21 protein-coding genes are annotated in these 24,591 nt (G+C 73.2%); 11 read left to right on the plus strand and 10 right to left on the minus strand.

What is annotated here, in order from left to right; genetic code table 11:
• The first annotated feature begins 158 nt into the window (after nucleotides 1-158).
• Nucleotides 159-764 carry a carbonic anhydrase gene (locus IE153_RS07940; RefSeq protein ID WP_189589024.1) on the plus strand — a complete coding sequence of 202 codons (606 nt, stop codon included), beginning with the start codon at nucleotides 159-161 and terminating at the stop codon, nucleotides 762-764.
• A 575-nt stretch (nucleotides 765-1,339) separates the two neighbouring features.
• A complete protein-coding gene (locus tag IE153_RS07945; protein ID WP_189589264.1) occupies nucleotides 1,340-3,019 on the plus strand; it encodes a SulP family inorganic anion transporter in 1,680 nt (559 codons plus the stop codon).
• A gap of 79 nt (nucleotides 3,020-3,098) precedes the next feature.
• Here the strand turns inward: IE153_RS07945 and IE153_RS07950 are convergent, their stop codons facing one another.
• On the minus strand, nucleotides 3,099-3,527 hold the full coding sequence (locus IE153_RS07950) for a peptidase inhibitor family I36 protein (RefSeq protein WP_189589025.1): 429 nt from the start codon (nucleotides 3,525-3,527) through the stop codon (nucleotides 3,099-3,101).
• 227 nt (nucleotides 3,528-3,754) lie between these two features.
• On the opposite strand from IE153_RS07950, the gene IE153_RS41540 reads away from it, so the two are divergent.
• A complete protein-coding gene (locus tag IE153_RS41540) occupies nucleotides 3,755-5,338 on the plus strand; it encodes a helix-turn-helix domain-containing protein (protein ID WP_229828903.1) in 1,584 nt (527 codons plus the stop codon).
• Nucleotides 5,339-5,405: 67 nt separating this feature from the next.
• Here the strand turns inward: IE153_RS41540 and nirD are convergent, their stop codons facing one another.
• From nirD to IE153_RS07975, 3 genes are read right to left on the minus strand one after another with little or no spacing between them, the layout of a single operon-like run.
• On the minus strand, nucleotides 5,406-5,756 hold the full coding sequence (gene nirD / locus IE153_RS07965; RefSeq protein ID WP_189589026.1) for a nitrite reductase small subunit NirD: 351 nt from the start codon (nucleotides 5,754-5,756) through the stop codon (nucleotides 5,406-5,408).
• The gene (gene nirB, locus IE153_RS07970) at nucleotides 5,753-8,371 is read right to left on the minus strand and encodes a nitrite reductase large subunit NirB (RefSeq protein ID WP_189589027.1); all 2,619 of its coding nucleotides are present in this window, start codon (nucleotides 8,369-8,371) and stop codon (nucleotides 5,753-5,755) included. The genes nirD and nirB overlap by 4 nt, the downstream gene beginning before the upstream one ends.
• Nucleotides 8,371-9,588 (minus strand): NAD(P)/FAD-dependent oxidoreductase, encoded by a 1,218-nt coding sequence (locus tag IE153_RS07975; RefSeq protein ID WP_189589028.1) that lies wholly within the window; start codon nucleotides 9,586-9,588, stop codon nucleotides 8,371-8,373. Before IE153_RS07975 ends, nirB begins: the two co-directional genes overlap by 1 nt.
• A 469-nt stretch (nucleotides 9,589-10,057) precedes the next feature.
• On the opposite strand from IE153_RS07975, the gene IE153_RS07980 reads away from it, so the two are divergent.
• On the plus strand, nucleotides 10,058-10,840 hold the full coding sequence (locus IE153_RS07980) for a sulfite exporter TauE/SafE family protein (RefSeq protein ID WP_189589029.1): 783 nt from the start codon (nucleotides 10,058-10,060) through the stop codon (nucleotides 10,838-10,840).
• Here IE153_RS07980 and IE153_RS07985 read toward each other — a convergent pair.
• Nucleotides 10,837-11,757, minus strand: a complete 921-nt coding sequence (locus tag IE153_RS07985) for an NAD(P)-dependent oxidoreductase (RefSeq protein WP_189589030.1) — start codon at nucleotides 11,755-11,757, stop codon at nucleotides 10,837-10,839. The two genes, IE153_RS07980 and IE153_RS07985, sit on opposite strands and share 4 nt — an antisense overlap.
• 104 nt (nucleotides 11,758-11,861) lie before the next feature.
• On the opposite strand from IE153_RS07985, the gene IE153_RS07990 reads away from it, so the two are divergent.
• The gene (locus IE153_RS07990; RefSeq protein WP_189589031.1) at nucleotides 11,862-12,254 is read left to right on the plus strand and encodes a winged helix-turn-helix transcriptional regulator; all 393 of its coding nucleotides are present in this window, start codon (nucleotides 11,862-11,864) and stop codon (nucleotides 12,252-12,254) included.
• Here the strand turns inward: IE153_RS07990 and IE153_RS07995 are convergent.
• Complete coding sequence (locus IE153_RS07995) at nucleotides 12,192-12,797, minus strand: class F sortase (RefSeq protein WP_189589266.1); 606 nt, start codon at nucleotides 12,795-12,797, stop codon at nucleotides 12,192-12,194. The two genes, IE153_RS07990 and IE153_RS07995, sit on opposite strands and share 63 nt — an antisense overlap.
• 166 nt (nucleotides 12,798-12,963) lie before the next feature.
• Complete coding sequence (locus IE153_RS08000; RefSeq protein ID WP_189589032.1) at nucleotides 12,964-13,485, minus strand: GVDTG sorting domain-containing protein; 522 nt, start codon at nucleotides 13,483-13,485, stop codon at nucleotides 12,964-12,966.
• A gap of 270 nt (nucleotides 13,486-13,755) precedes the next feature.
• Here IE153_RS08000 and IE153_RS08005 point away from each other — a divergent pair, with 270 nt between their 5' ends.
• Nucleotides 13,756-14,403 carry an NADPH-dependent FMN reductase gene (locus IE153_RS08005; RefSeq protein WP_189589033.1) on the plus strand — a complete coding sequence of 216 codons (648 nt, stop codon included), beginning with the start codon at nucleotides 13,756-13,758 and terminating at the stop codon, nucleotides 14,401-14,403.
• A gap of 33 nt (nucleotides 14,404-14,436) precedes the next feature.
• On the opposite strand, the gene IE153_RS08010 is transcribed toward IE153_RS08005, so the two are convergent.
• Nucleotides 14,437-14,853, minus strand: a complete 417-nt coding sequence (locus tag IE153_RS08010) for a gamma-glutamylcyclotransferase family protein (RefSeq protein WP_189589034.1) — start codon at nucleotides 14,851-14,853, stop codon at nucleotides 14,437-14,439.
• A gap of 139 nt (nucleotides 14,854-14,992) precedes the next feature.
• On the opposite strand from IE153_RS08010, the gene IE153_RS08015 reads away from it, so the two are divergent.
• Nucleotides 14,993-16,639: a M4 family metallopeptidase gene (locus IE153_RS08015; RefSeq protein WP_189589035.1), complete on the plus strand. Its 1,647-nt coding sequence runs from the start codon at nucleotides 14,993-14,995 to the stop codon at nucleotides 16,637-16,639.
• Nucleotides 16,640-16,657: 18 nt separating this feature from the next.
• Here the strand turns inward: IE153_RS08015 and IE153_RS08020 are convergent, their stop codons facing one another.
• Nucleotides 16,658-18,931, minus strand: coding sequence for a molybdopterin oxidoreductase family protein (locus IE153_RS08020; RefSeq protein WP_189589036.1), 2,274 nt, complete (start codon nucleotides 18,929-18,931; stop codon nucleotides 16,658-16,660).
• Nucleotides 18,932-19,323: 392 nt separating this feature from the next.
• Between IE153_RS08020 and IE153_RS08025 the strand changes: the two genes are divergently transcribed.
• The 3 genes from IE153_RS08025 to IE153_RS08035 are packed head-to-tail and all read left to right on the plus strand — an operon-like array spanning nucleotide 19,324 to nucleotide 22,877.
• Nucleotides 19,324-20,844, plus strand: a complete 1,521-nt coding sequence (locus tag IE153_RS08025) for an amino acid adenylation domain-containing protein (protein WP_189589037.1) — start codon at nucleotides 19,324-19,326, stop codon at nucleotides 20,842-20,844.
• The gene (locus tag IE153_RS08030) at nucleotides 20,841-22,097 is read left to right on the plus strand and encodes an FNR domain-containing protein (protein WP_189589038.1); all 1,257 of its coding nucleotides are present in this window, start codon (nucleotides 20,841-20,843) and stop codon (nucleotides 22,095-22,097) included. Before IE153_RS08025 ends, IE153_RS08030 begins: the two co-directional genes overlap by 4 nt.
• A 12-nt stretch (nucleotides 22,098-22,109) precedes the next feature.
• Nucleotides 22,110-22,877 carry an enoyl-CoA hydratase-related protein gene (locus tag IE153_RS08035; protein WP_189589039.1) on the plus strand — a complete coding sequence of 256 codons (768 nt, stop codon included), beginning with the start codon at nucleotides 22,110-22,112 and terminating at the stop codon, nucleotides 22,875-22,877.
• 11 nt (nucleotides 22,878-22,888) lie between these two features.
• Here IE153_RS08035 and IE153_RS08040 read toward each other — a convergent pair whose 3' ends face one another.
• Nucleotides 22,889-23,587, minus strand: a complete 699-nt coding sequence (locus IE153_RS08040; protein WP_189589040.1) for a SanA/YdcF family protein — start codon at nucleotides 23,585-23,587, stop codon at nucleotides 22,889-22,891.
• 213 nt (nucleotides 23,588-23,800) lie between these two features.
• Here IE153_RS08040 and IE153_RS08045 point away from each other — a divergent pair, with 213 nt between their 5' ends.
• Complete coding sequence (locus IE153_RS08045) at nucleotides 23,801-24,568, plus strand: sirohydrochlorin chelatase (protein ID WP_189589041.1); 768 nt, start codon at nucleotides 23,801-23,803, stop codon at nucleotides 24,566-24,568.
• Nucleotides 24,569-24,591 lie beyond the last annotated feature (23 nt).

A 24,591-nucleotide genomic window follows, 5' to 3' on the forward strand; every position in this document is an offset into this window, starting at 1 on the left:
CCACGGAGTTCACACGCTACAAGAAGACGCTGCGTCTGGGAATCCGGGCAAAGAATGTTCAATTGCTGGCCGGGCTCTGGAGTTTGCTTAACCTTCTGCTGTAGGTCGGCGGTCTACGGTGGGGTGCACAGGATGAACTCCCAGCTCAGGAGGCTGCCTTGAAGGCTTTGCTGGATCGTGCCCGCACGTTCAGGACGCGCGTCGATTTCGACAGCGCCGCATACCGGAAACTGGCCGAAGGGCAATATCCGGAGGCGCTGTTCATTACCTGCTCGGACTCGCGTGTCATACCCGCGATGATCACGGGTGCACAGCCCGGTGAGATATTCGAGTTGCGGAACGCGGGCAATATCGTGCCGCCCTACGGACGGCCCGGGGCCTGTGGAGAGGCGGCCACCATCGAGTACGCGCTGGAGGTGCTCGGGGTTCAGGACATCGTGGTGTGCGGTCACTCACACTGCGGTGCGATGGGTGCGCTGAAGTCCGGCGACGACCTCTCGTCCCTGCCCGGCGTGGACGCCTGGCTCCGCCTGGCCCGCCCGGAGCTGACCTCCGTACTGGAGACCGCGCCGGACGACCCGTCCCTGCCGGAGGTCTCCCAGGGCAATGTCGTCAACCAGCTGGCGGCCCTGCGGAGTTACCCCGTGGTGCGGCAACGCCTCGACTCGGGCCGGCTCCGGCTGCACGGCTGGTACTACGAGGTCGACACCGGCTTCGTCTACGAACTCGGCGACGAGGGCGACTTCCGGGTGCACGCCGCGTGAGCGGGGCGCACGCGCGGGGGAGGGGACGGGGCGGTCGGCCGGCCTACCCGGCGGGGGGTGCTGCGGACCGGGGGGCCGCCGACACCGGGGGCTGGGGGACGGCCGACACCGCGGGCTGGGGCACAGCCGCCGACACCGCGGGCTGGGGACCACCGGAGCCCCTGGAGGGGGCCGGGGGATGGGGGACGGCCGGAGGGGAGGGAGGGACCGGGAGTCGGCCGGCGGGTGATCCTGCGGGGGGCGGGGGAGCCGCCTGGGGGCCGGGGGGTGGTTCACCGGGAGGTGCGCCGAGTGGTCCCGGGGGCGGCCCGGGGGGCTTCTCCGAGGGCTTTGCCGGGGACTTCGCCGGGGGCGGCGGCGCCGGGGGAGGCCCGGCCGGTGGGGCGGGCGGCTGGGGGACGGGCGGGGCGGCAGAAGGGGGGCGCTCGGCCCGTGGAACGGGCGGGAATCCTCCCGGCGGCCCGGTCGCAGGCCGTGCGGGCGGTGGTGCCCTGGGCGGGCTGATCCGCGGAGCGGTGAGCGGCGCCAAGGGCCTGGGGGGCAAGGGCGCCGGCGGCAAGGACCTCCGTGGCGAGGTGCCCGGCGGCAAGGGCCTCGGTGGCAAAGGTGGCGCCAGGGGGGACCTCGCCACCGACATCACCGCCTCCCTCGTCGTCTTCCTCGTCGCCCTGCCGCTGTGCATCGGTGTCGCCGTGGCCTCCGGCGTCCCCGCCGAACTGGGGATCATCTCCGGGGTGATCGGCGGCCTGGTCGTGGGCGCGGTCCGGGGCAGCACGCTCCAGGTCAGCGGCCCGGCCGCCGGTCTCGCCGCGCTGGTCGCGGAGACCGTCGCCGAGGTCGGCGTGGCCATGCTCGGCGTGATCGTGCTGTTCGCCGGCATCCTCCAGATCATCCTGGGGCTGGTCCGGCTCGGCCGGATGTTCCAGGCCATCTCCGTCGCCGTCGTCCAGGGCATGCTCGCCGGCATCGGTGTGCCGCTGATGTTCAGCCAGGCCTATCCGATGGCCGACGCCAAGGCCCCCGGCACCGCGCTCGAGAACATGGCCGGCATCCCCGGGCTGCTGGCCGGCGTCCTGACGAACCCGCAGGCGATGATCGCCACCCTGCTCGGCGTCGTCACGATCGTGCTCAGCTTCGTGTGGAAGAAGGTGCCCGGGCCGGCCGGGAGGGTCCCCGCCGCCCTGGTCGCCGTGGGCATCGGCATGGTCGTCGCCGCGTTGCCCGGCGTGGACGTGAAGACGCTCCAGGTGGGCAACCTGCTCAACTCCGTCCAGGTGCCCGGCGCATCCCAGTTCGCCGCGCTCGCCGACGGGACGATCATCACCGCGATCCTCACCTTCACGGTCATCGCGTCCGCGGAGAGCCTGTTCACGGCCGCCGCCGTGGACCGGATGCACAGCGGCCCGCGCACCCGCTACAACACCGAGCTGATCGCCCAGGGCGCGGGCAACACCGTCGCGGGCATCCTCGGCGCGCTCCCCATCACCGCGGTGGTGGCGCGCAGTTCGGCGAACGTCCAGGCCGGGGCCAAGACCCGGCTCTCCCGCACCCTGCACGGCCTGTGGCTGCTCCTGTTCGCGCTGCTGCTGCCGCAGGTGCTCGCGCTGATCCCGATCTCCGTGCTCGCCGGCGTCCTCGTGCACAGCGGCTGGAAGCTCTTCGGGCCCGCCGAGTTCCCGAAGATGTGGCGGCAGGACAGGGGCGAGTTCGCGGTGATGACGCTGACCATGCTGGTCATCGTGGCGACCGCGCTGCTGGAGGGTGTGCTGTTCGGTCTCGCCGCGGGGATCGTCCTGGCCGCGCTGCGCATGTCGCAGACCGTGATCCGCCAGCACGTGGAGCAGGACACGGCGAAGGTCGTCATGGCGGGCAACGCCACGTTCCTGCGGCTGCCGAAGGTGATCGACGCGCTGGAGGCGGCCGCCGCGTCCGGGAAGCCGCGGATCCGGCTCGACCTGACCGGCGTGACCCACCTGGACCACGCCTGCCGCCAGCAGGTCGAGGAGTTCACCGCCCAGCAGCGGGGACTGGGGCTGCGGGTGGAGCTGCTGATGCCGGGGGAGGCGAAGCAGGCCGGTGCCGCGCCGCCCGCCTTCGAAGGTCCGGCGACGACGCCGCTGCCCAGGCGTCCGGTCACCGCCACCGAGGAGGCCGCGGCGGAACCGCCGCCCTGGCCCCCCGCGGACGCCGAGTGGTTCTACCTCGACACGAGGCCCCTCCCGGAGGAGCACGCGCGCTCACCCCTCGTGGGCTGACCCGTCCGCGTGGGACATGCCGAGGTGGCGTGCACGCCCGAGCGGGCGTGCACGCCACCGCGTTCGTGCCGGGGCCGGATCAGCCGCAGCTGCCCGAGATCCACTTGTGGGAGCGGACCTTGTACGTGCCGGCCAGGTTGCCGCCGTGCTGCTGGCGGGTGCAGCCGACGCGGTCGGAGTAGTTGGCGCCCCGGTAGTAGGCGACACCGGTGGAGCTGCTGGTGCCGGCGTTCCACACCGACTTCACGTTGGTCGTGGCGGCCCAGGAACACCTGACGGCACCGCTCTGCCAGTCGGGGTCGGCCACGTCCCACGCGCACTTGCTGCCGGTGAAGTTGGCTCCGGTCCAGAAGCAGATGTGCCCGGACGCGCAGTCCACCGCGGCGGGCGCGGCCGGGGCCGCCGACGCGGAGCTCGGCACGGCCAGGGCGGTGACGGCGGCGGCGCTGACGGTGAGAACCGCGAGCAGCGAGTTCGTACGGGAGTGCCGGCGTACGGAAAGGCGCATGAGCCTGGTCTCCTCGGAGGTCGGGGACGGTGGAGCGGACTGCCCGACGCTGGCAAGGCACGACCGGGCCGGGCAAGGACGCGGGGGCCGTCTGGGATGCCGGGACGGCGTCCCGGCGCCTGCCTGGCGCGTTCCACAACCGTTGGGACGGCCATGGGACGCCTTTGGTGGCACAGTGTCGGCACGAGACGCCCGACCAGCGTCCGTTGGGGATTCCCGAGGGGGGAATGGCGTTGTCCGCATGCCCTGAAACGGAGCGGTTCGCCGCGCTGTTGCGTTCACTCAAGAGCCGGTCCGGACTGAGTTACGAGGCCCTCGCCAGGAAGTCCGGCCTGGCGGGCTCGACGCTGCACCGCTACTGCCGTGGTACGTCGGTGCCCCAGGACTACGGCAGCGTGCACCGGCTGGCCACGGTCTGCGGCGCGACCCCGGACGAACTGCGCACCCTGCACCGCCTGTGGGCCCTGGCCGACGCGGCGCGGGCCGCCGCGGCGGCAGCCGGTGCGGGTGCCGGTGCCGGTGTCGGTTCCGCGGCCCGTGCCGGTTCCGTGGCCGGTGCCGGTTCCGTGGCCGGTGCCGGTTCCGCGGCCGGTGTGGAGACAGAGGAGGACGACCGAGCGGGACTCGAGGCCGCAGGGCGGGCAGGCGCCACGGACGCGGCCTCGGGCCGGACCGCCGGGCCCGTCACGGACTCGGGCCTGGGGCGGACCGACGGGCCTGGTACGGATTCGGCCTTGGGGACCGACGGGCCTGGTACGGATTCGGCCCTGGGCCGGACGGACGGGCCCGCCCCGGAATCGGCCCTGCACCGGGCCGCGGAGGCCGCCACGGACGCGGCCCCCGGCCGGGGCACCGGGCCTGCCACGGATTCGCACCCGTGCCGGGTCACCGGGCCTGCCACGGATTCGCACCCGGGCCGGGTCACCGGGCCTGCCACGGATTCGCACCCGGGCCGGGCCGCCGAGCCCGCCACGGATTCGGCCCTGGGCCGGGCCGCCGAACCCACCACGGACGCGTCCCGCGGCCGGGACACCGTGCCCACCAAGGACGCCGCCCCCGGCCGGGACGCTGGCCCGGGCATCGAGCCGAGCCCACGCCCCGCCGGGTCGTCGCGGCGGCGCCGGCTGCGCACCTCCTTCGTCACCGCCGCGATTGTCGCCGCCGTCAGCGTCTCCGTCTGGGCCCTGACGAACGGCCGGTCACCCTCCGGCGGCGGAGGGCGCGGCACCGGCGAGGACCGGCCGTTGTTCTCGGCCAACTGCTCGCCCGTGATCGCGATGGGCCAGCACGACGAGTGCGTGCGGGAGGTACAGCGCCTGCTGCACGCCAAGGGCGCGGACATCGGCGTGGACGGGGACTTCGGGCCGCAGACCCTGCGCCGTGTCACGGCCTTCCAGGTGCTCGCCGGACTCCAGCCCAACGGAGTCGTCGGGGAACCCACGAAGAAGGCGCTGTACACCTCGCGGATCCGGATGGCCGTGTGGTCGCCGCAGAAGGTGCGGCAACGGGTCCGGGACGTGTTCCCCGAAGTGCCGGACAAGGCGGTCGCCATCGCCGACTGCCAGTCCTTCCTCGACCCGCTGCACATCCTCCCCAACACCAACGGCACCCGGAACTGGGGCCTGTTCCAGATCTCCGACGCCCGGCTGCGCGAGCTGGGCGGCACACCGCGCGAGGCACTGGACCCGGAGTGGAACATCCGGGCGGCACACAAACTGTGGAGCCGGGACCGCGACTTCGGCGACTGGCCCCACTGCGAACGCGCCGCCGACGCCCCCCGCTCCCCGGCGGCAGCCAACCCCGGGACGTGATCAATGCAGAGAGCACCCCTCCACGAAGAAGGGGTGCTCCTGTTCCTGGACTGCTGCGGTCGAGCGGCTACGCCGTGCGCACCTTGTACGCCGTCACCCGGACCGTCTCGTCGTCCAGGCACTCGCCCGACGCCAGGTCGAAGCGCTGCTTCAGCAGAGGGGAGGCGACGAAGGGGCGGCCCTGGTGGGTGCCGGTGAGGCCTCGGGAGAGGACCGCCGCGCCGGTGAAGGGGTCGCGGTTGTCGATGGCGAAGAGGTCGCCGGAGCGGTCGCGGAAGATCGCGGCCTGCCGGCCGTCCGGCAGCAGTGCGGCCACCCCGCGGCCCGGCAGCAGCGCCGTCAGGTCGCAGACCGTGAACCAGTCGTCGTCCAGGGCGAGTTCGATCTTGAGGTCGGTGGTCTCGAGTGCCAGGGTCATCGCTGGGCGCTTCCTTCCAGTACGTCAGCGGCGGGTCGCATGCCGATGGACAGCAGCGGCAGGTCGGGCTTCATCTGGTCGCGCTCGGGCACGAAGGCGACGACGGGGTCCGGGGTGTCCGGGGCGTTCACGAAGGACACGAACCGGGCGAGCTTCTCGGGGTCGTTGATGGTCTCGGACCACTCGTCGCGGTAGTGCGCGACATGAGCCCGCATCAGCTGCTCCAGCTCGTCGCAGATGCCGAGCGAGTCGTGGACGACGACGTCCCGCACGTGGTCGAGGCCGCCGGGGATCCGCTCCAGCCAGGTGGAGGTGCGCTCCAGGCGGTCGGCCGTACGGATGTAGAACATCAGGAACCGGTCGATCAGGCGGATCAGTTCGGCGTCCGACAGGTCCTGGGCGAGCAGGTCCGCGTGACGCGGGGTCGCGCCGCCGTTGCCGCCGACGTAGAGGTTCCAGCCGTTGGCCGTGGCGATCACGCCGAAGTCCTTCGACTGGGCCTCGGCGCACTCGCGCTGGCAGCCGGAGACCGCCGACTTGAGCTTGTGCGGGGAGCGCAGGCCCCGGTAGCGCAGCTCCAGGTCGATCGCCATCTTCACCGAGTCCTGGACGCCGTAGCGGCACCAGGTCTGGCCGACGCAGGACTTCACCGTGCGCAGCGACTTGCCGTAGGCGTGGCCGGACTCGAAGCCGGCGTCCACCAGCCGGGCCCAGATCAGCGGCAGTTGCTCGACGCGGGCACCGAACATGTCGATCCGCTGACCGCCGGTGATCTTCGTGTAGAGGCCGAAGTCGCGGGCGATCTCTCCGATCACGATCAGCTTCTCCGGGGCGATCTCGCCGCCGGGGATGCGCGGCACGACCGAGTACGAGCCGTTCTTCTGCAGGTTGGCCAGGAAGTGGTCGTTGGTGTCCTGAAGGGCCGCCTGCTCGCCGTCCAGGACGTAGCCGCTCGCGCCGATCGTCGGGGCGAGTGAGGCGATGATCGAGCCGACGGCCGGCTTGCAGACCTCGCAGCCGTCACCGCCCCGGGCCTCCTCGCGGCCGTGCCGGTCCAGCAGGTCCTGGTAGGTGGTGATGCGCAGGGCGTGGACGATCTCGTAGAGCTCCTCGCGGGTCTGCCCGAAGCAGCCGCACAGGCCCTTGTCGACCTCGACGCCGCTCGCCTCCAGCTCGGCGTTGACGAGCTGGCCGAGGACCTTGACGCAGGAGCCGCAGCCGGTGCCGGCCTTGGTGCACTTCTTCACCTCGGGCACCGTCGTGCACTGGTGGTCGGTGACCGCGCCGCGGATCGTGCCCTTGGAGACGTTGTGGCAGGAGCAGACGATCGCCTCGTCCGGCAGCGCGGACGGGCCGAGCTGCACGGACTCCCCGGCCCCGGCGGGCAGCACCAGCGACTCGGGCGAGACCGGCGGGACCGAGCCGGTGAACGCCTTCAGCGTGCCGTAGGCCTCCGCGTCGCCGACCAGGATGCCGCCGAGCAGCGTGCCGTCCCGGCCGATGACCAGCTTCTTGTACAGGCCCGCGCGGGAGTCGGAGTAGACGACGTCCAGGCAGTCCTCGGCGGTGCCGTGCGCGTCACCGAAGGACGCCACGTCCACGCCGAGCAGCTTCAGCTTGGTGGACAGGTCGGCGCCGGTGAAGGACGCCTCGTCCGAGGCGATCGTGGCCGCCGCCGTCTCGGCCTGCTCGTAGCCCGGGGCCACCAGGCCGTACACCCGGCCGTCGGAGGCCAGCGCGCACTCGCCGATCGCGAAGACGTGCGGGTCGGCGACCGTACGGCACTGCTCGTCGACGGTGATGCCGCCGCGCTCCCCGACCGTCAGACCGCAGTCGCGGGCCAGCTGGTCGCGGGGGCGTACACCGGCGGAGAACACCACCATGTCGGCGGCGAGTTCGGAACCGTCGGAGAGCTTCATGCCGGTGACGGCACCCTCGGCGTCGACCAGGACCTCCTGCGTGCCCACGCCCGTGTGGACGCTCAGGCCCATCTCCTCGATGGTGCGCAGCAGCGCGGCACCGCCGCCGTCGTCCACCTGGACGGGCATCAGCCGGGGCGCGAACTCCACGATGTGCGAGGTGAGTCCGAGGCCCTTCAGCGCACCGGCGGCCTCCAGCCCGAGCAGACCGCCGCCGACCACGGCACCCACCTTGGCCTTCGACTTCGCGTACTCCTCGATCGCGAGGAGGTCCTCGATCGTGCGGTAGACGAAACAGCCCTCGGCGTCCTTGCCCGGGACCGGCGGGACGAAGGGGTAGGAGCCGGTGGCGAGGACCAGGGTGTCGTACGAGAAGACCTCACCGGACTTGGCGGTGACCTCGCGGGCCTCGCGGTCGACGGAGACCGCCGGGTCGCCGACGCGCAGCTCGATGCCGTGCGTCGCGATGAACTCCATGTCCGTCATGGAGAGGTCCTCGGGGGTCTTCCCCGAGAAGTACGAGGTGAGGGCGACGCGGTCGTAGGCCGGGCGCGGCTCCTCGCAGAGCACGACCACGCGGTGCGTGGCGGTCAGGCCGCGCTCGGCGAGCGCCTCCAGGAAGCGCTGGCCGACCATGCCGTGTCCGACGAGCACGATCGTGGGGGTGGCCTCCGTGGCCTCCGGGGTGGCGGTCATCAGGAGCCTCCATCGTTGGTGAGCAGGTGGAGCAGCGGGCCGCCGTCGGAGGGGAGCGGCTCTGCTCCCTCCCAGGCGCGGGCGAGCGCGCCGACGGTGCCGAGTTCGCCGACGAGGACCCCGCCGACCAGGCGGTCGTCGCGGACGACGACCTTGCGGTAGGTGCCGCGGGTGGCGTCGGCGAGCTGGACGACGTCGTCGCCCGGGAGGGCCTCGGTCTCGCCGAACGCGGCGAGGTCGAAGGGGCTGTCGTGCCCGTTGAGCGTGAGCCGCGTCAGGGAACGCGTGCCGGTGTACCGGGCGGTGGGATCACCGGCCAGCAACTCGGCCAGCGCGTCGGCCTGTTCGAGCGCCGGAGTGGCGAGGCCGTACACCGTGCCGTGGTGCTGGACGCAGTCCCCGAGGGCGTGGATGTGCGGGTCGGAGGTGCGCAGCTCGTCGTCGACGACAATGCCCTTGCCCACCTCCAGGCCGGCCGCCTGCGCCAGACCCACCCTCGGGTGGACCCCGCAGGCCAGGACCACGAGGTCGGCGTCGAGGGCGTATCCGTCGGCCATCTCCACCGAGCGGACCGCGCCGCCGACGCAGCGCACGTCGCGGACGCGCAGATGGGTGTGCACCTCGACGCCGAGGTCGGTGAGGTGACGCCGGACCAGCTTCGAGGCGGCCGGGTCGAGCTGGCGCTCCATCAGCCGCTCGGACTGCTGGGCGAGTACGACCTGGGCGCCGCGCAGCGCGAGGGCGCGGGCGGCGGAGACTCCGAGGAGTCCGCCGCCGATCACGACCGCCTTCGTGCCCGGCCGGACGGCCTTGGACAGCCCCAGGCAGTCGTCCATGGTGCGGAACGCGTGCACGCCCTCGGGCAGTTGGTGGTTCTCGGTGAACAGGCCGCGCAGGGGCGGCAGCACGGGGTTGGATCCGGTGGCCAGGACGAGCGTGTCGTATGCGATCACCGAGCCGTCCGCGCACCGCACGGTCCGCGCCTCGCGGTCGATTCCGGTGACCCGGCCGCGGGTCAGTGCCGCGGGCGAGGGCAGGGCGATCACCTCGGGGCTGTACCGTCCGGCCAGCACCTCGGCGAGCAGCACCCGGTTGTAGGGCCGGTGTTCCTCCTCGCCGATCAGCAGCGCGGGCGTGCCGAGCTCACCGAGCCGCCGGGCGAGCCGTACGCCCGCGAGGCCGGTGCCGATCACCACCACACGCTCATTCGAGGTCATGTCCTTGAGCGTGCGGTGCCGGTGTTACCCGGCAGCATCACCTCTGTTTCCCGCGGGGAACGCTGCCCTCAGCGGGCGGGGGCGCCGGGTGTGAGGCTTCCTGAGGTGCGGGGACGGCCGGCTGTGAGGGGTTCCGCGGTGCGGGGGCGGCGGGCTGTGAGGGGTTCCGCGGAGCGGGGACGGCGGTCTGCGACGGTTCCTGCGACACGGCGAGGGCGGGCTGCGACGATCCCGCGACGCGGCGAGGGCGGGCTGTGACGGCTCCTGCGACGCGGCGAGGGCGGGCTGTGACGGGTCCTGCGACGCGGCGAGGGCGGGCTGTGACGGGTCCTGCGACGCGGCGAGGGCGGGCTGTGACGGGTCCTGCGACGCGGCGAGGGCGGGCTGTGACGGATCCCGCAGCGGGGCGACGGCGGGCTGTGAGGGGCGTCGCAGAGGCGGCGTACCGGCCTCGCATAGGGTCGCGATCATGCCCGACATATCGCTGACCATGATCGTCCTGCTCTGCGTCGCGGCCCTCGCCGCCGGCTGGATCGACGCCGTGGTCGGCGGGGGCGGCCTCCTGCTGCTGCCCGTGCTGCTGCTCGGGCTGCCGGCGAACACCCCCGCCGCGCACGCGCTCGGCACCAACAAGGCCGTCGCCATCGTCGGCACCACCGGCGCGGCCGTGACGTACGCCCGCAAGGCTCCCGTGGACGTCCGCACCGCCGTCCGCATCGGGCTGGCCGCCCTCGCCGGATCCTCGGCCGGGGCGTTCTTCGCGGCGGGGATGAGCACCGACGTCCTCAAGCCGGTGATCATGGTGGTGCTGCTGGGGGTCGCCGCCTTCGTGATCCTGCGGCCCGCCTTCGGCACGGCCCCCGCGACCGGCCCGGCCACCCCTCGCCGGATCCTCGCGGCCATCGGCCTGGCCGGACTCGGGATCGGTTTCTACGACGGACTCATCGGCCCCGGCACCGGCACCTTCCTGGTCCTCGCGCTCACCGCGATCCTCCACCTCGACCTCGTCACGGCCTCGGCCACCGCCAAGATCGTCAACTGCTGCACCAACGCGGGCGCCCTCGCCACCTTCGCCTGGCAGGGAGCGGTCCTGTGGCAGCTGGCCGCCCTGATGGCCGTCTTCAACCTGGCGGGCGGCACCCTCGGCGCCCACACCGCCCTCAAGCAGGGCAGCGGCTTCGTCCGCGTCGTGCTGCTGACGGTCGTCTTCGCCCTGGTGGGGAACCTGGCGTACGAACAGTGGCTGGCCTAGCGCCCCCGCACGTCCAGCAACTCCACCGTCCCCGCGCCGTCCTCGTCCCCGTGCCCCAGGGCGAGCCACCGCTCCATGAGCTCCGTGTACGGCGTCAGCAACTCCGGGCTGACCCGCTGCTCCTCGGCCGTGCGCAGCAGGGTGGCGTTGCCGGCGACCTGCATCGCGAGGTTGGAGACGACGCCACGGGTGTAGTCGCCGCTCTGCAGCTGGTCCGCGCTCTGGTGCACGGCCGGGGCCATCGCGGTCAGCCAGTCCGCGAGGAGCGGCGCGAAGTCCTTCGGCGCGATGTCCTCCGGGCGGATCAGCGCGAAGGCGTGGGTGATGCCCGCGAACATGCCGCTCATCGCGCTCAGCAGCGCCACGTCGTGCAGCGCCGCGAAGCCCGGGTCGGCCCCGACGAAGCGGGTGCCGGCCGGGACGCCGAGGGTGTCGCGGTGCTCCTCGAACAGCTCGGGGGAGCCGCTGTAGAAGACGTAGCCGTCGGAGTCCGGGGCGCCGATCATCGGCGGGACGGCCATGATCCCGGCGTCCAGGAAGCGCGCGCCGCGCGCCTTTGCCCAGGCGGCCCGCGCCCGTCCCTCGGCCGGGGTGCCGGTGGTGAGGTTCACCAGGTCCCGTCCGGCGAGATCGGCCCCGTCGAGGGCCTCGCCCACGGAGGTGTCGTCCAGGAGGCAGACGATCACCAGGCGGTTCGCCGCCACGGCGTCGGCGGCGCTCGCGGCGACCGTGGCGCCCTCGGCGGCGAGGGGCTCGGTCCGGGCGGCGGTGCGGTTCCAGACGGTCACCTCGTGTCCGGCGGCCATCCAGACGCGGGCGAGGGCGGTGCCCATGGCGCCGGTGCCGAGAAGGGTGAGAGGGGTTCGAGGAGCAGGAGGGGTGAGGGGAGTACGGGGAGCAACCGCGTTGTCTGTCATGGCGTTTAGGCTCGTCACGGGGAAGCGCCTGCTCAAGTACGTACTTGGAAGTGGGTGGTTACCCCGGGGGAAGGGTGCAGGCAGCGGAAGGGGAGGGACGGGGCATGGGGACGACCGGGCGGCGGCCGGGGGCGTACGTGTGCGGGATCGACGCGGCGATGGACGTGATCGGCGGCAAGTGGAAGGTGCTGATCCTCTGGGCGCTGAACGAGCGGCCGTGCCGCTTCGGGGAACTGCGCCGCGAACTGCCGGGTGTCACCGAGAAGGTGCTCGCCTCGCACCTGCGGGAGATGGAGGCCGACGGCCTGGTGCACCGGGAGGCCTACGACGAGGTGCCGCCGCGGGTGGAGTACTCGCTGACGCCCCGGGGCGTGTCCCTGAACGAGGCGCTGGAGCCGCTGGGGGCCTGGGGGCGGGCCCATGTCCTGGGCGTGTCACCGGCTGCCGGTCAGGTGCGCGAAGACGACGACGTTCCCCTGGTACCCGGTGCCGCGTGAGTACCCGCCGCCGCAGGTGATGACCCGCAGTTCGGGGCGGCGGGCGGCGCCGTAGACCTTCTCGTCGGGGAAGTCCTTCGCGGCGTACACCTCGACGGCGTCCACGGTGAACACCGCGACGCCGCCGTCCCGCCGGTCCACCTCGATGGTGCTGCCCCGGGCCAGGGCGCCGAGGTCGTAGAAGACGGCGGGGCCGTCGGCGTTGTCGACGTGGCCGGCGACGATCGCCGTGCCCGGCTCACCGGGGGTGGTGCCGGCCTCGTACCAGCCGGCCAGGTTCTCGTCCGCCGCGGGCGGTACGTCGAGGCTGCCGGTCTTCGTCAGGCCGAGCCCGGTCAGCGGGGCGTTCACCCGGATCGCCGGGATGCGGATGCGGTCGGGCGGCGCGGGCGGCAGCGCGGGCACGGCGGGCCGCTCGCCGGCCCGGCCGTCCAGCCCGGCCCGGGCCTGCGCGGCGGAGGGCTGCGGCGGGGCGTGCGCCCCGGAACCGTCGCGCAGCAGCCACACCCCCGAGCACAGGGCGAACACCGTGACGGCCGCCATGGCCGCGTTAGCGGGATCGCGGAGGCCGCTGCCGAACCTGGGGAACCTGCGCACACCCACCCCTTTCTGAGCTTCGGCCCCGTACCCCCCTCCGGGCCGCGAGGGGCGTCGGACCCGGAGGGGGAGGGGACATGCGGTACCGGCGACGGACAGCGGAGGGTGTCCGTCAGATCCTGTCGCCTCTCGCCCGGCGATGCAGGAGCCAGGTACCGCCCGCGGCGGCGACGGCGAGGGCCGCCACACCGGCCGCGGTCTGCACGGGGTCGGGGCCCAGTGCGCCGCCGACCCCCGTCTTCACGCTCCCCCGTGGATGCACCTGCCCGCGCATCGACGTCAGCGTGACCACCAGGTCCCCGGTGGTCCGCCGGCCGCTGCCGCCGCAGGTGGCGGTGATCTCGTACGTCCCCGGCTGCGCGCTCGGCGGCACCCTGAACCGCCCGGTCGCGTCCTGCCCGTGCGCGTCCGGCGCCAGGCTGAAGGAACCGGCCCCGACCGCGCTGGCGTCACCCGTCGCCGAGCCGCCGTCGCCGCAGGCCGCCGTGCGCACCGTGACCTGACCGCCGGGCACGACCGAGGCGGGGGACACCTCCAGGCCACCGGCGGACGCGCCGTACGCGGGGGCGGCGGCGAGAGCCGTGGCGGCGACGGCGAGCGCGATGCCGGTCAGCGGCCGGGCGGTACGTCGCATCGGTGCTCCCCCTTCGAGCGGGTCGGTCGTGCGCCTGCCCTTCGAGGTAACGGGCAGCGGGACCGCCGCGCTTGCTGAGGGGGCGTCAGAAGTGGGGTGAATGGGTGTCAGGGGGAGGTGAACCGGTGGCTTCTCGCGGTCGTTTCGGCAGGTCACGGACGTTCGGCGGGCGGGGTGCGGAAATGCGCGGGGTGCGCGTGTGAACGGGTGACTCGGGTTCACGGATCGCCGCTTGACCTCAAGGATGGTTGAGGTACAAGGCTGTGTCGCATGAACCCAACCACCACCGAACCGCCCGCCCGTCAGCAGACCGCGACGGACCCGGCTGCCCGTCAGCAGGCCTCGACCGACCCCCTCCGCCTGACCCTCGTCGTGGGCAGCAACCGGCACGGACGCTTCGGCCCCGTCGTCGCGGACTGGCTCCTCGACCGCATCCGGGACCGTGACGACGTGGTCGCCGAGGTCGTGGACGTCGCCGAGACCGCCCTGCCCATGTCCCTCGAGCCGACCCCGGAGGCGACCGCCGCGCTCTCCGGCATCACCCCGAAGCTGGCCCGCGCGGACGCCTTCGTGGTGCTCACCCCCGAGTACAACCACTCCTTCCCGGCGGGCCTGAAGAACCTCGTCGACTGGCACTTCACCGAATGGCAGGCCAAGCCCGTCGGCCTGGTCTCCTACGGCGGTCTGTCCGGCGGCCTGCGCGCGGTGGAGCACCTGCGTCAGGTCTTCGCGGAGCTCCATGCCGTGACGGTCCGCGACACCGTCTCCTTCCACAACGCCGGTGCCTCGTTCGACGACCGGGGCGCCCTGCGCGACCCGTCCGGCCCGGACGCGGCGGCGAAGACCATGCTGGACCAACTGGTGTGGTGGGGGCGTGCGTTGCGGGAGGCCCGGGTGAATCGGCCGTACGGGGGCTGAACCCGCTTCAGCACCCCTCCCGCACCTCGCCCCTCACACCCGCGCCCGCCAGTCCCCGCCCGCGATCGCCCGCCCCCGGGCCCGCAGCCGCGCGGCGACGGCGGGCGCGGCCAGGTACACCCAGGCCGGCACGGCCGCCCCGTCGGCCTCCCGTACGACCTGCCGCTCGACGCGCACGTACAGGCTGCGCGGATCCCCCGGCACGTACTCCTCCAGCCGGTCCAGCTCGGCGAGCAGCCCCTCGTACGCCTCCGGCAGCGCGGTGACCAGTTCCCCGCCGACCACGCCGCCGCCCGGCTCCTCGACCGCGTACGGATAGCCCGGCCCCTCGTACAGCACCGCGTCCGCGAGCCTGCCCGACTCCTCGGAACGGGTGCGGCCGCGCAGGAAGAGGTCGTGGTTGACCTCCCCGGGGCGGAGGGTGCCGTAGACGAAGAAAGGGAGGGTCACAGGAACGATTCTGCACCCTCACGCACCTCCACAGCGGGGCTATGGACATGCCATGTCCGCGCCGCCTTAACTCGCGGTCAACATCAACGCCGCCCCCGGTCGACCCCACGCGACCGGGTGCGCCCGTATGAGGAGACCGATGAGTCGGATACGTCATGTCCGCGGTTCCCGTCTCGCCCTCGCCGGTGTGGCCGTCACCGGCACCACCGCCCTGCTGGCCGCTGTTCTCTCCCCGGCCGCCGGCGCGGCGGACCGGCCGACCAGGTCGGCCGCGATCGAGGACGCGGAGGCGGTGCTCGCGGACCGGGCCGGAGCCCTGGGCCTCACCTCGGCCCAGGAGACGAAGGTCCGGGACGTCGTCGTCGACGATGACGGCACCCGGCACGTCCGCTACGACCGCACCTACCACCGGCTCCCGGTCCTCGGCGGGGACTTCGTCCTCCACCTGAACCCGGACGGCACGTACCGCGGCACGAGCCGTGCCACGAAGTCCGCGCTCTCCCTGGCGAGCGTCACCCCGAAGGTGACCGCCCCCAAGGCCGCCGACCTCGCGGCGAACCTGCTGCGCGCGGCCCACCTCGGCGAGACCCTGAAGAGGCTGACCGCCAAGCCGCGGCTGGTCGTCGACGCCCTGCACGGCGCTCCGAAGCTGGCCTGGCAGACCGACGCGGTGGCCCACGACGAGATCGGCAACCCCGTCGGACGCACGGTCCTGACCGACGCGACGACCGGCGACCGAATAGACGCCTGGGACACCATGGAGTCGGCCTCGGGCGACGGCAAGTCCCTCTACGGCGGCTCTGTCCCGCTGGAGACGACGGCGTCCGGCTCGTCGTACCAGCTCAAGGACGCGACGCGCGGCGGCACGTACACCGGCGACGCCGAGAACAAGACGGACAAGTGCCTGCTGACCGTCTGCCTGACCCGCGCCCCCGCGACGCTCTTCACGGACGCCGACAACCAGTGGGGGACGGGCGCGACGGCCGACCGGTCCACGGTGGCGGTGGACGCCCAGTACGGCACGGACGTCACCTGGGACTACTACAAGAAGGTCCACGGCCGTAACGGCATCGCCGGCGACGGCAAGGGCTCCTTCAACCGCGTCCACTACGGCAAGGCCTACAACAACGCCTTCTGGGACGACAACTGCTTCTGCATGACGTACGGCGACGGCGACGGCAAGCTGATGGGCCCGCTGGTCTCACTGGACGTCGCCGGGCACGAGATGTCCCACGGCGTGACGTCGAAGACGGCGGCGCTGACCTACTCGGGCGAGTCCGGCGGCCTGAACGAGGCCACGTCGGACATCTTCGGCACGCTGGTGGAGTTCCACGCGGCCGACGCCGAGGACCGGGGCGACTGGCTCATCGGCGAGAAGGTCGTCCGCTCCGGCCTCGGCCGCGAGGCCCTGCGCTTCATGGACAAGCCGTCCAAGGACGGCAAGTCGGCGGACTGCTGGAAGGCGAAGCTCGGCGACCTCGACGTGCACTACTCCTCCGGCGTCGGCAACCACTTCGCCTACCTGCTCGCGGAGGGCAGCGGCAAGAAGTCCCTGGGCGGCGTCGCCCACAACTCCCCGACCTGCGACGGCTCCACGGTGACCGGCATCGGCCGGGCCAAGCTGGGCAAGATCTGGTACCGCGCGCTGACGGTCTACATGACGTCCTCGACGACCTACGCGGACGCGCGCACGGCGACCCTGAGCGCGGCGAAGGACCTCTACGGCGGCGACAGCGCCGAGCAGAAGGCGGTCGCGGCGGCCTGGAAGGCCGTCGCCGTGAGCTGATCCCCGGTGTCTGTCGCCCTACCCCTCGACGGTCTCCAGCCGCACCGCGCACGCCTTGAACTCCGGCATCCGGGAGGTCGGGTCGAGCGCGGGGTTGGTGAGGGTGTTGGCGCGGCCCTCGCCCGGCCAGTGGAAGGGCATGAAGACGGTGTCGGGCCGGATGGCGTCCGTGATCCTCGCGGGGGCCACGGCCCGGCCCCGCCGTGACACGACGGCCACCGGGTCGCCCTCGGCCGCCCCCAGCCGGGCGGCCAGCCTCGGGTGCAGCTCCACGAAGGGCCCGGGCGCGGCGGCGTTCAGCTCCGCGACCCGCCGGGTCTGCGCCCCGGACTGGTACTGCGCCACGACCCGCCCGGTGGTCAGCAGCACCGGGTACTCGTCGTCCGGTTCCTCGGCGATCGCGCGGTGCGAGACGGGGACGAAGCGGGCGCGGCCGTCGGGCGTGGCGAAACGGTCGAGAAACAGGCGGGGCGTGCCGGGGTGGATCCGTACCGGTCCGTCGGTCGTGACCGCCGGGCGGCCCGGCGCGCGCCCTTGCGCGCAGGGGCCACCCGCCGCGTCGTCGGACCCGGCCGTCTCTCCCGGCGCGGGCCGCGCGGGCAGGCCGGGCGCCGGGACCCCTGACCCCGTCGTCACGGGGGAACGGCCCCCCGGAGCCTCCGCCCCTTCCGCCCCTTCCGCCTCTTCCGCCGGACAGGGCCAGAACACCCCGTCCTCCTCCGCCAGCCTCCGGTATGTGATCCCCGAGTAGTCCGCAGCCCCGCCCGCCGACGCCCGGCGCAGCTCCTCGAAGACCTCCTCCGGGTCCGTCGGGAAGCCCTTCTCCACGCCCAGGCGGGCGGCCAGTTCGTGCAGCACCTCCAGGTCGCTGCGGATGCCGTCCGGCGGGGTGACCGCCCGGCGCCGCAGCAGCACCCTGCCCTCCAGGTTCGTCGTCGTGCCCGTCTCCTCGGCCCACTGGGTGACCGGCAGGACCACGTCCGCGAGCGCCGCGGTCTCCGACAGCACCACGTCGCAGACCGCCAGGAAGTCCAGCGACCTGATGCGCTCCTCGACGTGCGCGGCACGCGGCGCCGACACCACCGGGTTGGACGCCATCAGCAGCAGCGACCTGATGTCGCTGCCCAGCGCGTCCAGCAGCTCGTAGGCACTGCGCCCCGGCCCGGGCAGGCTGTCCGGGTCGACTCCCCACACCTCGGCGACATGCGCCCGCGCGGCCGGGTCGTCGAGCTTGCGGTAACCCGGCAACTGGTCGGCCTTCTGCCCGTGTTCCCGCCCGCCCTGCCCGTTGCCCTGCCCGGTCAGACAGCCGTACCCGGACAGCGGGCGGCCCGCCCGGCCGGTCGCCAGGCACAGGTTGATCCACGCGCCCACCGTGTCCGTGCCCTTGGACTGCTGCTCGGGCCCGCGCGCGGTGAGCACCATCGCCGACTCCGGCTCGCAGAACAGCCTTACGGTCTCCCGCAGTTGAGGAACGGACACCCCCGTGATCCGCTCCACGTACTCCGGCCAGTGCGCCATCGCCGCGGCCCGGGCGTCCTCCCAGCCGGCCGTGCGCTCCCGGACGTACTCCTCGTCCACCCGGCCCTCGGCGATCACCAGGTGCAGCAGGCCCAGGGCGAGGGCCAGGTCCGTGCCCGGCCGGGGCGCCAGGTGCAGGTCCGCCTGCTCGGCGGTCTTCGTGCGGCGCGGGTCGATGACGATCAGCGTGCCGCCGTTCTCCCGCAGCTCGGTGAAGAACCGCAGCGACGGCGGCATGGTCTCCGCGAGGTTCGACCCGACGAGGATCACGCAGCCGGACTTCGGGATGTCCTCCAGCGGGAACGGCAGCCCCCGGTCGAGACCGAACGCCTTGATGCCGGCGGCCGCCGCCGACGACATGCAGAAGCGGCCGTTGTAGTCGATCTGGGACGTGCCGAGCACGACCCGCGCGAACTTGCCGAGCGTGTACGCCTTCTCGTTCGTCAGCCCGCCCCCGCCGAACACCCCGAGCGCGTCCGGCCCGTACTCCGCGCGCGTGCGTCCCAGCCCCGCCGCGATCCGGTCCAGCGCCTCGTCCCAGGAGGCGGGCATCAGCGTGCCGCCCTCGTCCCGCACCAGCGGGGAGGTCAGCCGCACGCCGGGCGCGAGCACCGCCGCGGCCGTCCGGCCCTTGCCGCACAGAGCACCCCGGTTCACGGGGAAGTCCGCGCGCTCGCTCACCTCGACGGTCCCGTCCGGCGCGGGCGTCAGGTTCATCCCGCACTGCAGGGCGCAGTACGGGCAGTGCGTGGGCGTCACGGTGCTCTGCATACCGTTCAGCGTGCGTCGGCCGTGTTACGCCCGGGACGGTTCCCTGTTACGCGGCCGGGACGGCAACCTCCCCGCCGCCGGCCCACCCGCGTGAGGCAGGAGCCCGCCGCCCTGGTCAGGCACAGGCCCGCCCTCCTTCAGGTTGCCGCCGACCGGCACGGACGTTGCCTGTGGGACAAGAAGCGCCACATGTGGCTCATTGCGTTCCTTTCTTGGCCGATCCGGCCTCGTTGAGAGTTGAATCAGCCGCACTACGCTCTCGCTACGCGCAGCGCTCGCACGACTCCGCACGGCGTTCGACCCGGGCATGCCCGCCACTCACGGCTGCATCCACCCGCGGCATTGCCGCGGGTGGCAATCCGACCTCGAAACAGCCAGGAGGCCACCCGATCATGCCTCTGCGCCACTTGACCCCCCACGACCAGCAGCTCTTCCGGCAGTACGGCCGAGGCCCCACCGTCCCCGTCCCCGACCCGCTCCTGCACCACGCCGTCGCCCGGCACGCCCTGGTCACCCCGCACGCCGTCGCCGCCGAACACCGGGGCGCCCGCATCACCTACGGCGAACTCGACCGGTACGCCGGTGCCCTCGCCGACCGCCTGGTCCGCGAGGGCGTACGCCCCGGCGACCACGTCGCCCTGTTCGTCCGCCGCTCGATCCCGATGCTGGTCGGCCTGCTCGGCATCCTGAAGGCCGGCGCCGCGTACGTCCCGCAGGACATCGGCCTCGCACCCCCGGCCCAGCTCACCCACGTCATCCGCACCGCCCGCACCCGGGTCGTCCTCACGGTCGCCGAGCACGCCCACCGCGTGCCCCTGCCGGACGGCCATCTGCTGCTCCCGCTCGACGAGCCGCTGCCGTACGCCCCGGCCCCGCGCGTCCGCGTCACCGGCGACGACGGCGCCTACGTCCTGTTCACCTCCGGCACCACCGGCCGCCCCAACGGCGTGAAGGTCACCCACCGCAACGTCGCCAACCTCCTGCTCACCGCCCCGGGCGGCCTCGGCGTCCGCCCCGGCGACCGCGTCGCCCAGCTCCTCAACATCGCCTTCGACATGGCCGCCTGGGAGATCCTCGGCTGCCTCGTCCAGGGCGGCACGCTCGTCATCCGGGGCAAGGACCTCGCCGCGGCGGCCCGCACCGCCGACGTGCTGATCGCGACCCCGACCGTGCTGTCCGGCCTCGACCCGGCCGCCTGCCCGCGGGTGCGCACGGTCGCCGTCGCGGGGGAGCCCTGCCCGCGCCCGCTGGCCGACCGGTGGGCCCGGCAGGCCGCCTTCTTCAACTGCTGCGGCCCCACGGAGACGACGATCGTCAACACGATGAGCCGCCACGACCCGTCCGCCCCGCTGCTCACCATCGGCCGCCCCACCCCCAACAACACGGTCTACGTCCTCGACGCCGACCGCCGTCCCCTGCCGATCGGCGAGGTGGGCGAGATGTGGGCCGGCGGCGCCTGCGTCTCCGCCGGCTACCTCGGCGACGACGCCCTCAACGCCGAGCGCTACGCCCCCGACCCGTTCCTCGGCGGCGGCCGGCGCATGTTCCGCACCCGCGACCTCGGCCGCTGGACCCCCGGGGGCGAACTGGAGCACCTGGGCCGCACCGACGACCAGGTCAAGGTGCGCGGCTTCCGCGTCGAGCTGGACTCCGTCTCCTCCGTCCTGGAGTCGGCCGCCGGCTGCACCCGCGCCGTCACCCTGAAACGTGACGCCCGCACCCTGGTCTCCTTCGTCTGCCCGGCGGACGTCGACCCGGACGCGGCCCGCCGCGCGGTCGCGGACGCCCTGCCCTACTACTGCGTCCCCGAGCAGGTCCTGCCGCTGGCCCTGCTCCCCGAGACCGACCGCGGCAAGGTCGACAAACAGGCGCTGCTGCACATGATCGAGGAGCGCGTGGCGGTGGCCCGATGACCACGTCCCCGCCCCGGAACCAGCAGGCCACCGGCGGACTCCCGCCGCTCCTGTCCGGCCCGCGCCGCCTGCTCAAACACCCCCGCCTGATGCACTACAACCGGCTGGCGGCCCTGGTCCTGCTGGCCAACGCGGTCTTCGCGGCGACCGCCTGGCCGCTGACCGCGCCCACCCTCGGGCACGCCGCCCTCGCCAACCTCGCCCTCGCCGTCGTCGTACGCCAGCAGTACGTCGTCAACCTGCTGTTCCGCCTGGCGACCTCGGCGCCGACCAGCTGGCCGCTGCGGGTCCGCTGGACGCTCGGCAAGGTGTACCACTTCGGCGGACTGCACGTCGGCGGAGCGCTGGCCGGCACGGCCTGGTTCCTGGCGCTGACGATCACGACACCCAGCGGTCCCCTCCGGGCCGTCGGCTGGACCCTGATCGCCCTCCTCGCCCTGATCATCGCCACCGCCCTGCCGCCCTTCCGCTCCCGCCGGCACGACCACTTCGAGAAGATCCACCGCTTCGGCGGCTGGACGGCCCTGGCCCTGTTCTGGACGCACACGCTGCTGGCGTCGCCGGGCCCCTGGGAGGTCGGCACACTCGCGGTGGTCACCTTCAGCGTCGCCCTGCCCTGGCTGCGGCTGCGCAAGGTGGACGTCCGCCTCGAACGCCCCTCCTCCCACGTCGTCCTGGCCCGCTTCGACCACGGCGAGACCCCCTTCGCGGGCTCGTCCACCGCGATCAGCCGCAGCCCGCTGAAGGAATGGCACTCCTTCGCCAACGTCCCCGCCCCCGGCGAGTCCGGCTTCCGGCTCACGATCTCCCGGGCCGGCGACTGGACCGGCTCCTTCATCGACGACCTGCCCCGGCAGGTGTGGGTCAAGGGCATCACCACGGCCGGCGTCGCCAACATCGAGGTCCTGTTCACCAAGGTGGTCTACGTCGCCACCGGCAGCGGCATCGGCCCCTGCCTGCCCCACCTGCTCGCCGCCCAGGTGCCCTCCCGGCTCGTCTGGGCGACCCGCGACCCCCGCACGACCTACGGCGACGCCCTGGTCGACGAGATCCTCGCCGTCCAGCCACACGCCCTGATCTGGGACACCTCCCGGCACGGCAAGCCCGACATGGTGCGCCTCGCCCACGAGGCCTGCCGGGACTTCGGCGCCGAGGCGGTCATCTGCATCTCCAACAAGAAGCTGACCTGGCAGGTGGTCCACGGCCTGGAGCGGCGGGGCATCCCGGCGTACGGCGCGATCTGGGACTCGTAGAAGGGGATACCGATGAACAACCTGAAACTGGAACGGGACGGCCGGGTGGCGACCGTACGTCTGCACCGCCCGCACGTACGCAACGCGCTCAGCTCGGCGCTGCTGTCCGAACTCCTCGACACTCTCCGCCCGTTGGACGCGGACCCCGAGGTCGGCTGCTTCGTCGTCACCGGCTCGGACACGGTCTTCGCGGCGGGTGCCGACATCAAGGAGATGGCGGGGAAGTCGGCCGTCGACATGGCGGCCGAGGACTACTTCGCCGCCTGGGAGGAGTTCGCGGACCTCCGCACCCCGAAGATCGCGGCCGTCAACGGCCCTGCCCTGGGCGGGGGTTGCGAGCTGGCGATGATGTGCGACCTGATCGTCGCGGGGGAGTCGGCGGTCTTCGGCCAGCCCGAGATCAAGCTCGGCGTGATCCCCGGCATCGGCGGCACCCAGCGGCTGACCCGGCTCGTCGGCCGGGCCACGGCCATGGACCTGGTCCTCACCGGCCGCACCATGGACGCACGGGAGGCTGGGCGCTGCGGTCTCGTCTCCCGCGTGGTCCCGGACGACCGGGTCCTGCCCGAGGCCCTCGAAGCGGCGACGGCGATCGCCTCCTACGGCCGCGCGGCGGTCAGGGCGGCCCGCGAGTGCGTCGAGATGGCCCTGGAAACCGGCCTGCGCGACGGCATCCGCTTCGAACGCCGCGTCTTCCACGCCCTGTTCGCCACCGACGACCAGAAGGAGGGGATGACGGCGTTCCTGGAGAAGCGCCCCCCGCGCTTCCGCGGACGCTGACGGCGGCCCGGCTATCCGAGAGGGTCTTCGGCCGACGCCAAGGCCCTCTCCACTCCCGGCTCCCGCGGCCCGAGGAACCGCGGGTCCGGCCGGAACACCGCGTCCAGTGCGGCCTTCCCGGCGGCGAAGATCTCCCGGGTGCCCCCGTAGTACCAGGTCGCGTCGTGCACGGCGTCCACCCCGACCCCGTACGACGCGACCCCCGCCGCCTCGCACAGCGCCACCGCGCGCCGGATGTGGAAGCCCTGGCTGATGAGCACGGCCCGGTCCACCCCGAAGATCTTCTTCGCGCGCACGCACGAGTCCCAGGTGTCGAACCCCGCGTAGTCGCTGACGATCCGCCCGTCGGGCACCCCGTGCCGGGTCAGGTACCCGCGCATCGCGTCCGGCTCGTCGTAGTCCTCGCGGCTGTTGTCCCCGGTGACGAGCACCACCTCCACCCGCCCTTCCCGGTACAGCTTCGCCGCCGCGTCCAGCCGGTGCGCGAGGTACGGCGAGGGCTCGCCCTCCCACAGCCCGGCACCGAACACCACGGCCACATCGGTACGCGGCACATCCGCCGTCGTACGCAGCCGGTCACCCGCCACGGTGTACATCCAGGTCGCCGGAAGCAGCGCGAGCACGCACCCGGCCATCACGGCCTGCACCAGCCGCCGCTGCCCCCGCCGGGTACGCGGCAGCCGGGGTCTGCGCAACGTCACACGACGCATCGGACGGTCCCTCCCCAGGTCGGCCCCTCGACAGTCAGGGACGCCCTCCGGGGCCGCCCGGTTCATCCGCGGCCGCGTGACCAGCTTCACTCCATTCACCGAAACCGCAGGTCACGACACCTCACACACCCCTGTCCCGGATCGTGAACCGCTGGAAAACACCCGTGACGCCCAGGCAACGGGAAGGCAACGCGCCGCCGCCACCATCGGTGCATGCCCCGTCAGCTGAGCCTCGTCCCGCCGCCCGCCCCGCGCCGCCCCGCCGCGCCCGCCCTCGTGGTCGTGGCGCACGGCAGCCGCGACCCCCGCGCGCTGAGCACCGTGAGCGCGCTCCTCGACCGGGTCCGGGCCCTGCGCCCCGACGTGCCGGTGCACCTGGGTCACATCGAACTCAACGCCCCCCTGCTCCCCGACACGCTCGCCGCCCTGGGCGACACGGAGGCGGTCCTCGTCCCCCTCCTCCTCAGCCGCGGCTACCACGTCAAACAGGACATCCCCGAGATGGCCGCCGCCTCCCGGGCCCGCACCCACCTGGCGGCCCCCCTCGGCCCCCACCCGCTCCTCGTCGACGCCCTCCAGGCCCGCCTGACGGAGGCCGGCTGGGGCGGGACACCCCCACGCACCAGCGCGGTGGTCCTCGCCGCCGCGGGCTCCCGCGACCCGGACGCGAAAACGGACACGGGCCGCACGGCCCACCTCCTCGCGGCCCGCCTCGGCGTTCCGGTCATCCCGGCCTACGCCTCCGCCGCGACCCCGACGGTCGACACAGCCGTCCGCACCCTCCTGGCGAGGGGCCGCCGCCACATCGCCCTCGCGTCCTACTTCACGGCCCCCGGCCGCTTCGCCACGGAGTGCACCCAGAAGGCCCCCTGGATAGCAGCGGCCCCCCTGGGCACCCACCCGAAGATGGCCCAGCTCCTCCTCCACCGCTACGACGAGGCTTTGGCAAACGCGGCCTCCAGGGAACTGGCCTCAGCCTGATATCGGGGGAGCGGGGCCATGCC

The sequence above is a fragment of the Streptomyces massasporeus genome (assembly GCF_014648995.1).
GTDB classification, from domain to species: domain Bacteria; phylum Actinomycetota; class Actinomycetes; order Streptomycetales; family Streptomycetaceae; genus Streptomyces; species Streptomyces massasporeus.

Coding starts and splice junctions, on each gene's coding strand:
- IE153_RS41540 (WP_229828903.1), top strand. CDS start 3,755: ATGGCGTTGTCCGCATGCCCTGAAACGGAGCGGTTCGCCGCGCTGTTG.
- IE153_RS07975 (WP_189589028.1), bottom strand. CDS start 9,588: ATGACCTCGAATGAGCGTGTGGTGGTGATCGGCACCGGCCTCGCGGGC.
- nirD (WP_189589026.1), bottom strand. CDS start 5,756: ATGACCCTGGCACTCGAGACCACCGACCTCAAGATCGAACTCGCCCTG.
- IE153_RS07995 (WP_189589266.1), bottom strand. CDS start 12,797: ATGGCGGCCGTCACGGTGTTCGCCCTGTGCTCGGGGGTGTGGCTGCTG.
- IE153_RS08025 (WP_189589037.1), top strand. CDS start 19,324: ATGCCTCTGCGCCACTTGACCCCCCACGACCAGCAGCTCTTCCGGCAG.
- IE153_RS08045 (WP_189589041.1), top strand. CDS start 23,801: ATGCCCCGTCAGCTGAGCCTCGTCCCGCCGCCCGCCCCGCGCCGCCCC.
- IE153_RS08035 (WP_189589039.1), top strand. CDS start 22,110: ATGAACAACCTGAAACTGGAACGGGACGGCCGGGTGGCGACCGTACGT.
- IE153_RS08020 (WP_189589036.1), bottom strand. CDS start 18,931: ATGCAGAGCACCGTGACGCCCACGCACTGCCCGTACTGCGCCCTGCAG.
- IE153_RS08030 (WP_189589038.1), top strand. CDS start 20,841: ATGACCACGTCCCCGCCCCGGAACCAGCAGGCCACCGGCGGACTCCCG.
- IE153_RS08015 (WP_189589035.1), top strand. CDS start 14,993: ATGAGTCGGATACGTCATGTCCGCGGTTCCCGTCTCGCCCTCGCCGGT.
- nirB (WP_189589027.1), bottom strand. CDS start 8,371: ATGACCGCCACCCCGGAGGCCACGGAGGCCACCCCCACGATCGTGCTC.
- IE153_RS07980 (WP_189589029.1), top strand. CDS start 10,058: ATGCCCGACATATCGCTGACCATGATCGTCCTGCTCTGCGTCGCGGCC.
- IE153_RS08000 (WP_189589032.1), bottom strand. CDS start 13,485: ATGCGACGTACCGCCCGGCCGCTGACCGGCATCGCGCTCGCCGTCGCC.
- IE153_RS07950 (WP_189589025.1), bottom strand. CDS start 3,527: ATGCGCCTTTCCGTACGCCGGCACTCCCGTACGAACTCGCTGCTCGCG.
- IE153_RS07990 (WP_189589031.1), top strand. CDS start 11,862: ATGGGGACGACCGGGCGGCGGCCGGGGGCGTACGTGTGCGGGATCGAC.
- IE153_RS07985 (WP_189589030.1), bottom strand. CDS start 11,757: ATGACAGACAACGCGGTTGCTCCCCGTACTCCCCTCACCCCTCCTGCT.
- IE153_RS08040 (WP_189589040.1), bottom strand. CDS start 23,587: ATGCGTCGTGTGACGTTGCGCAGACCCCGGCTGCCGCGTACCCGGCGG.
- IE153_RS08005 (WP_189589033.1), top strand. CDS start 13,756: ATGAACCCAACCACCACCGAACCGCCCGCCCGTCAGCAGACCGCGACG.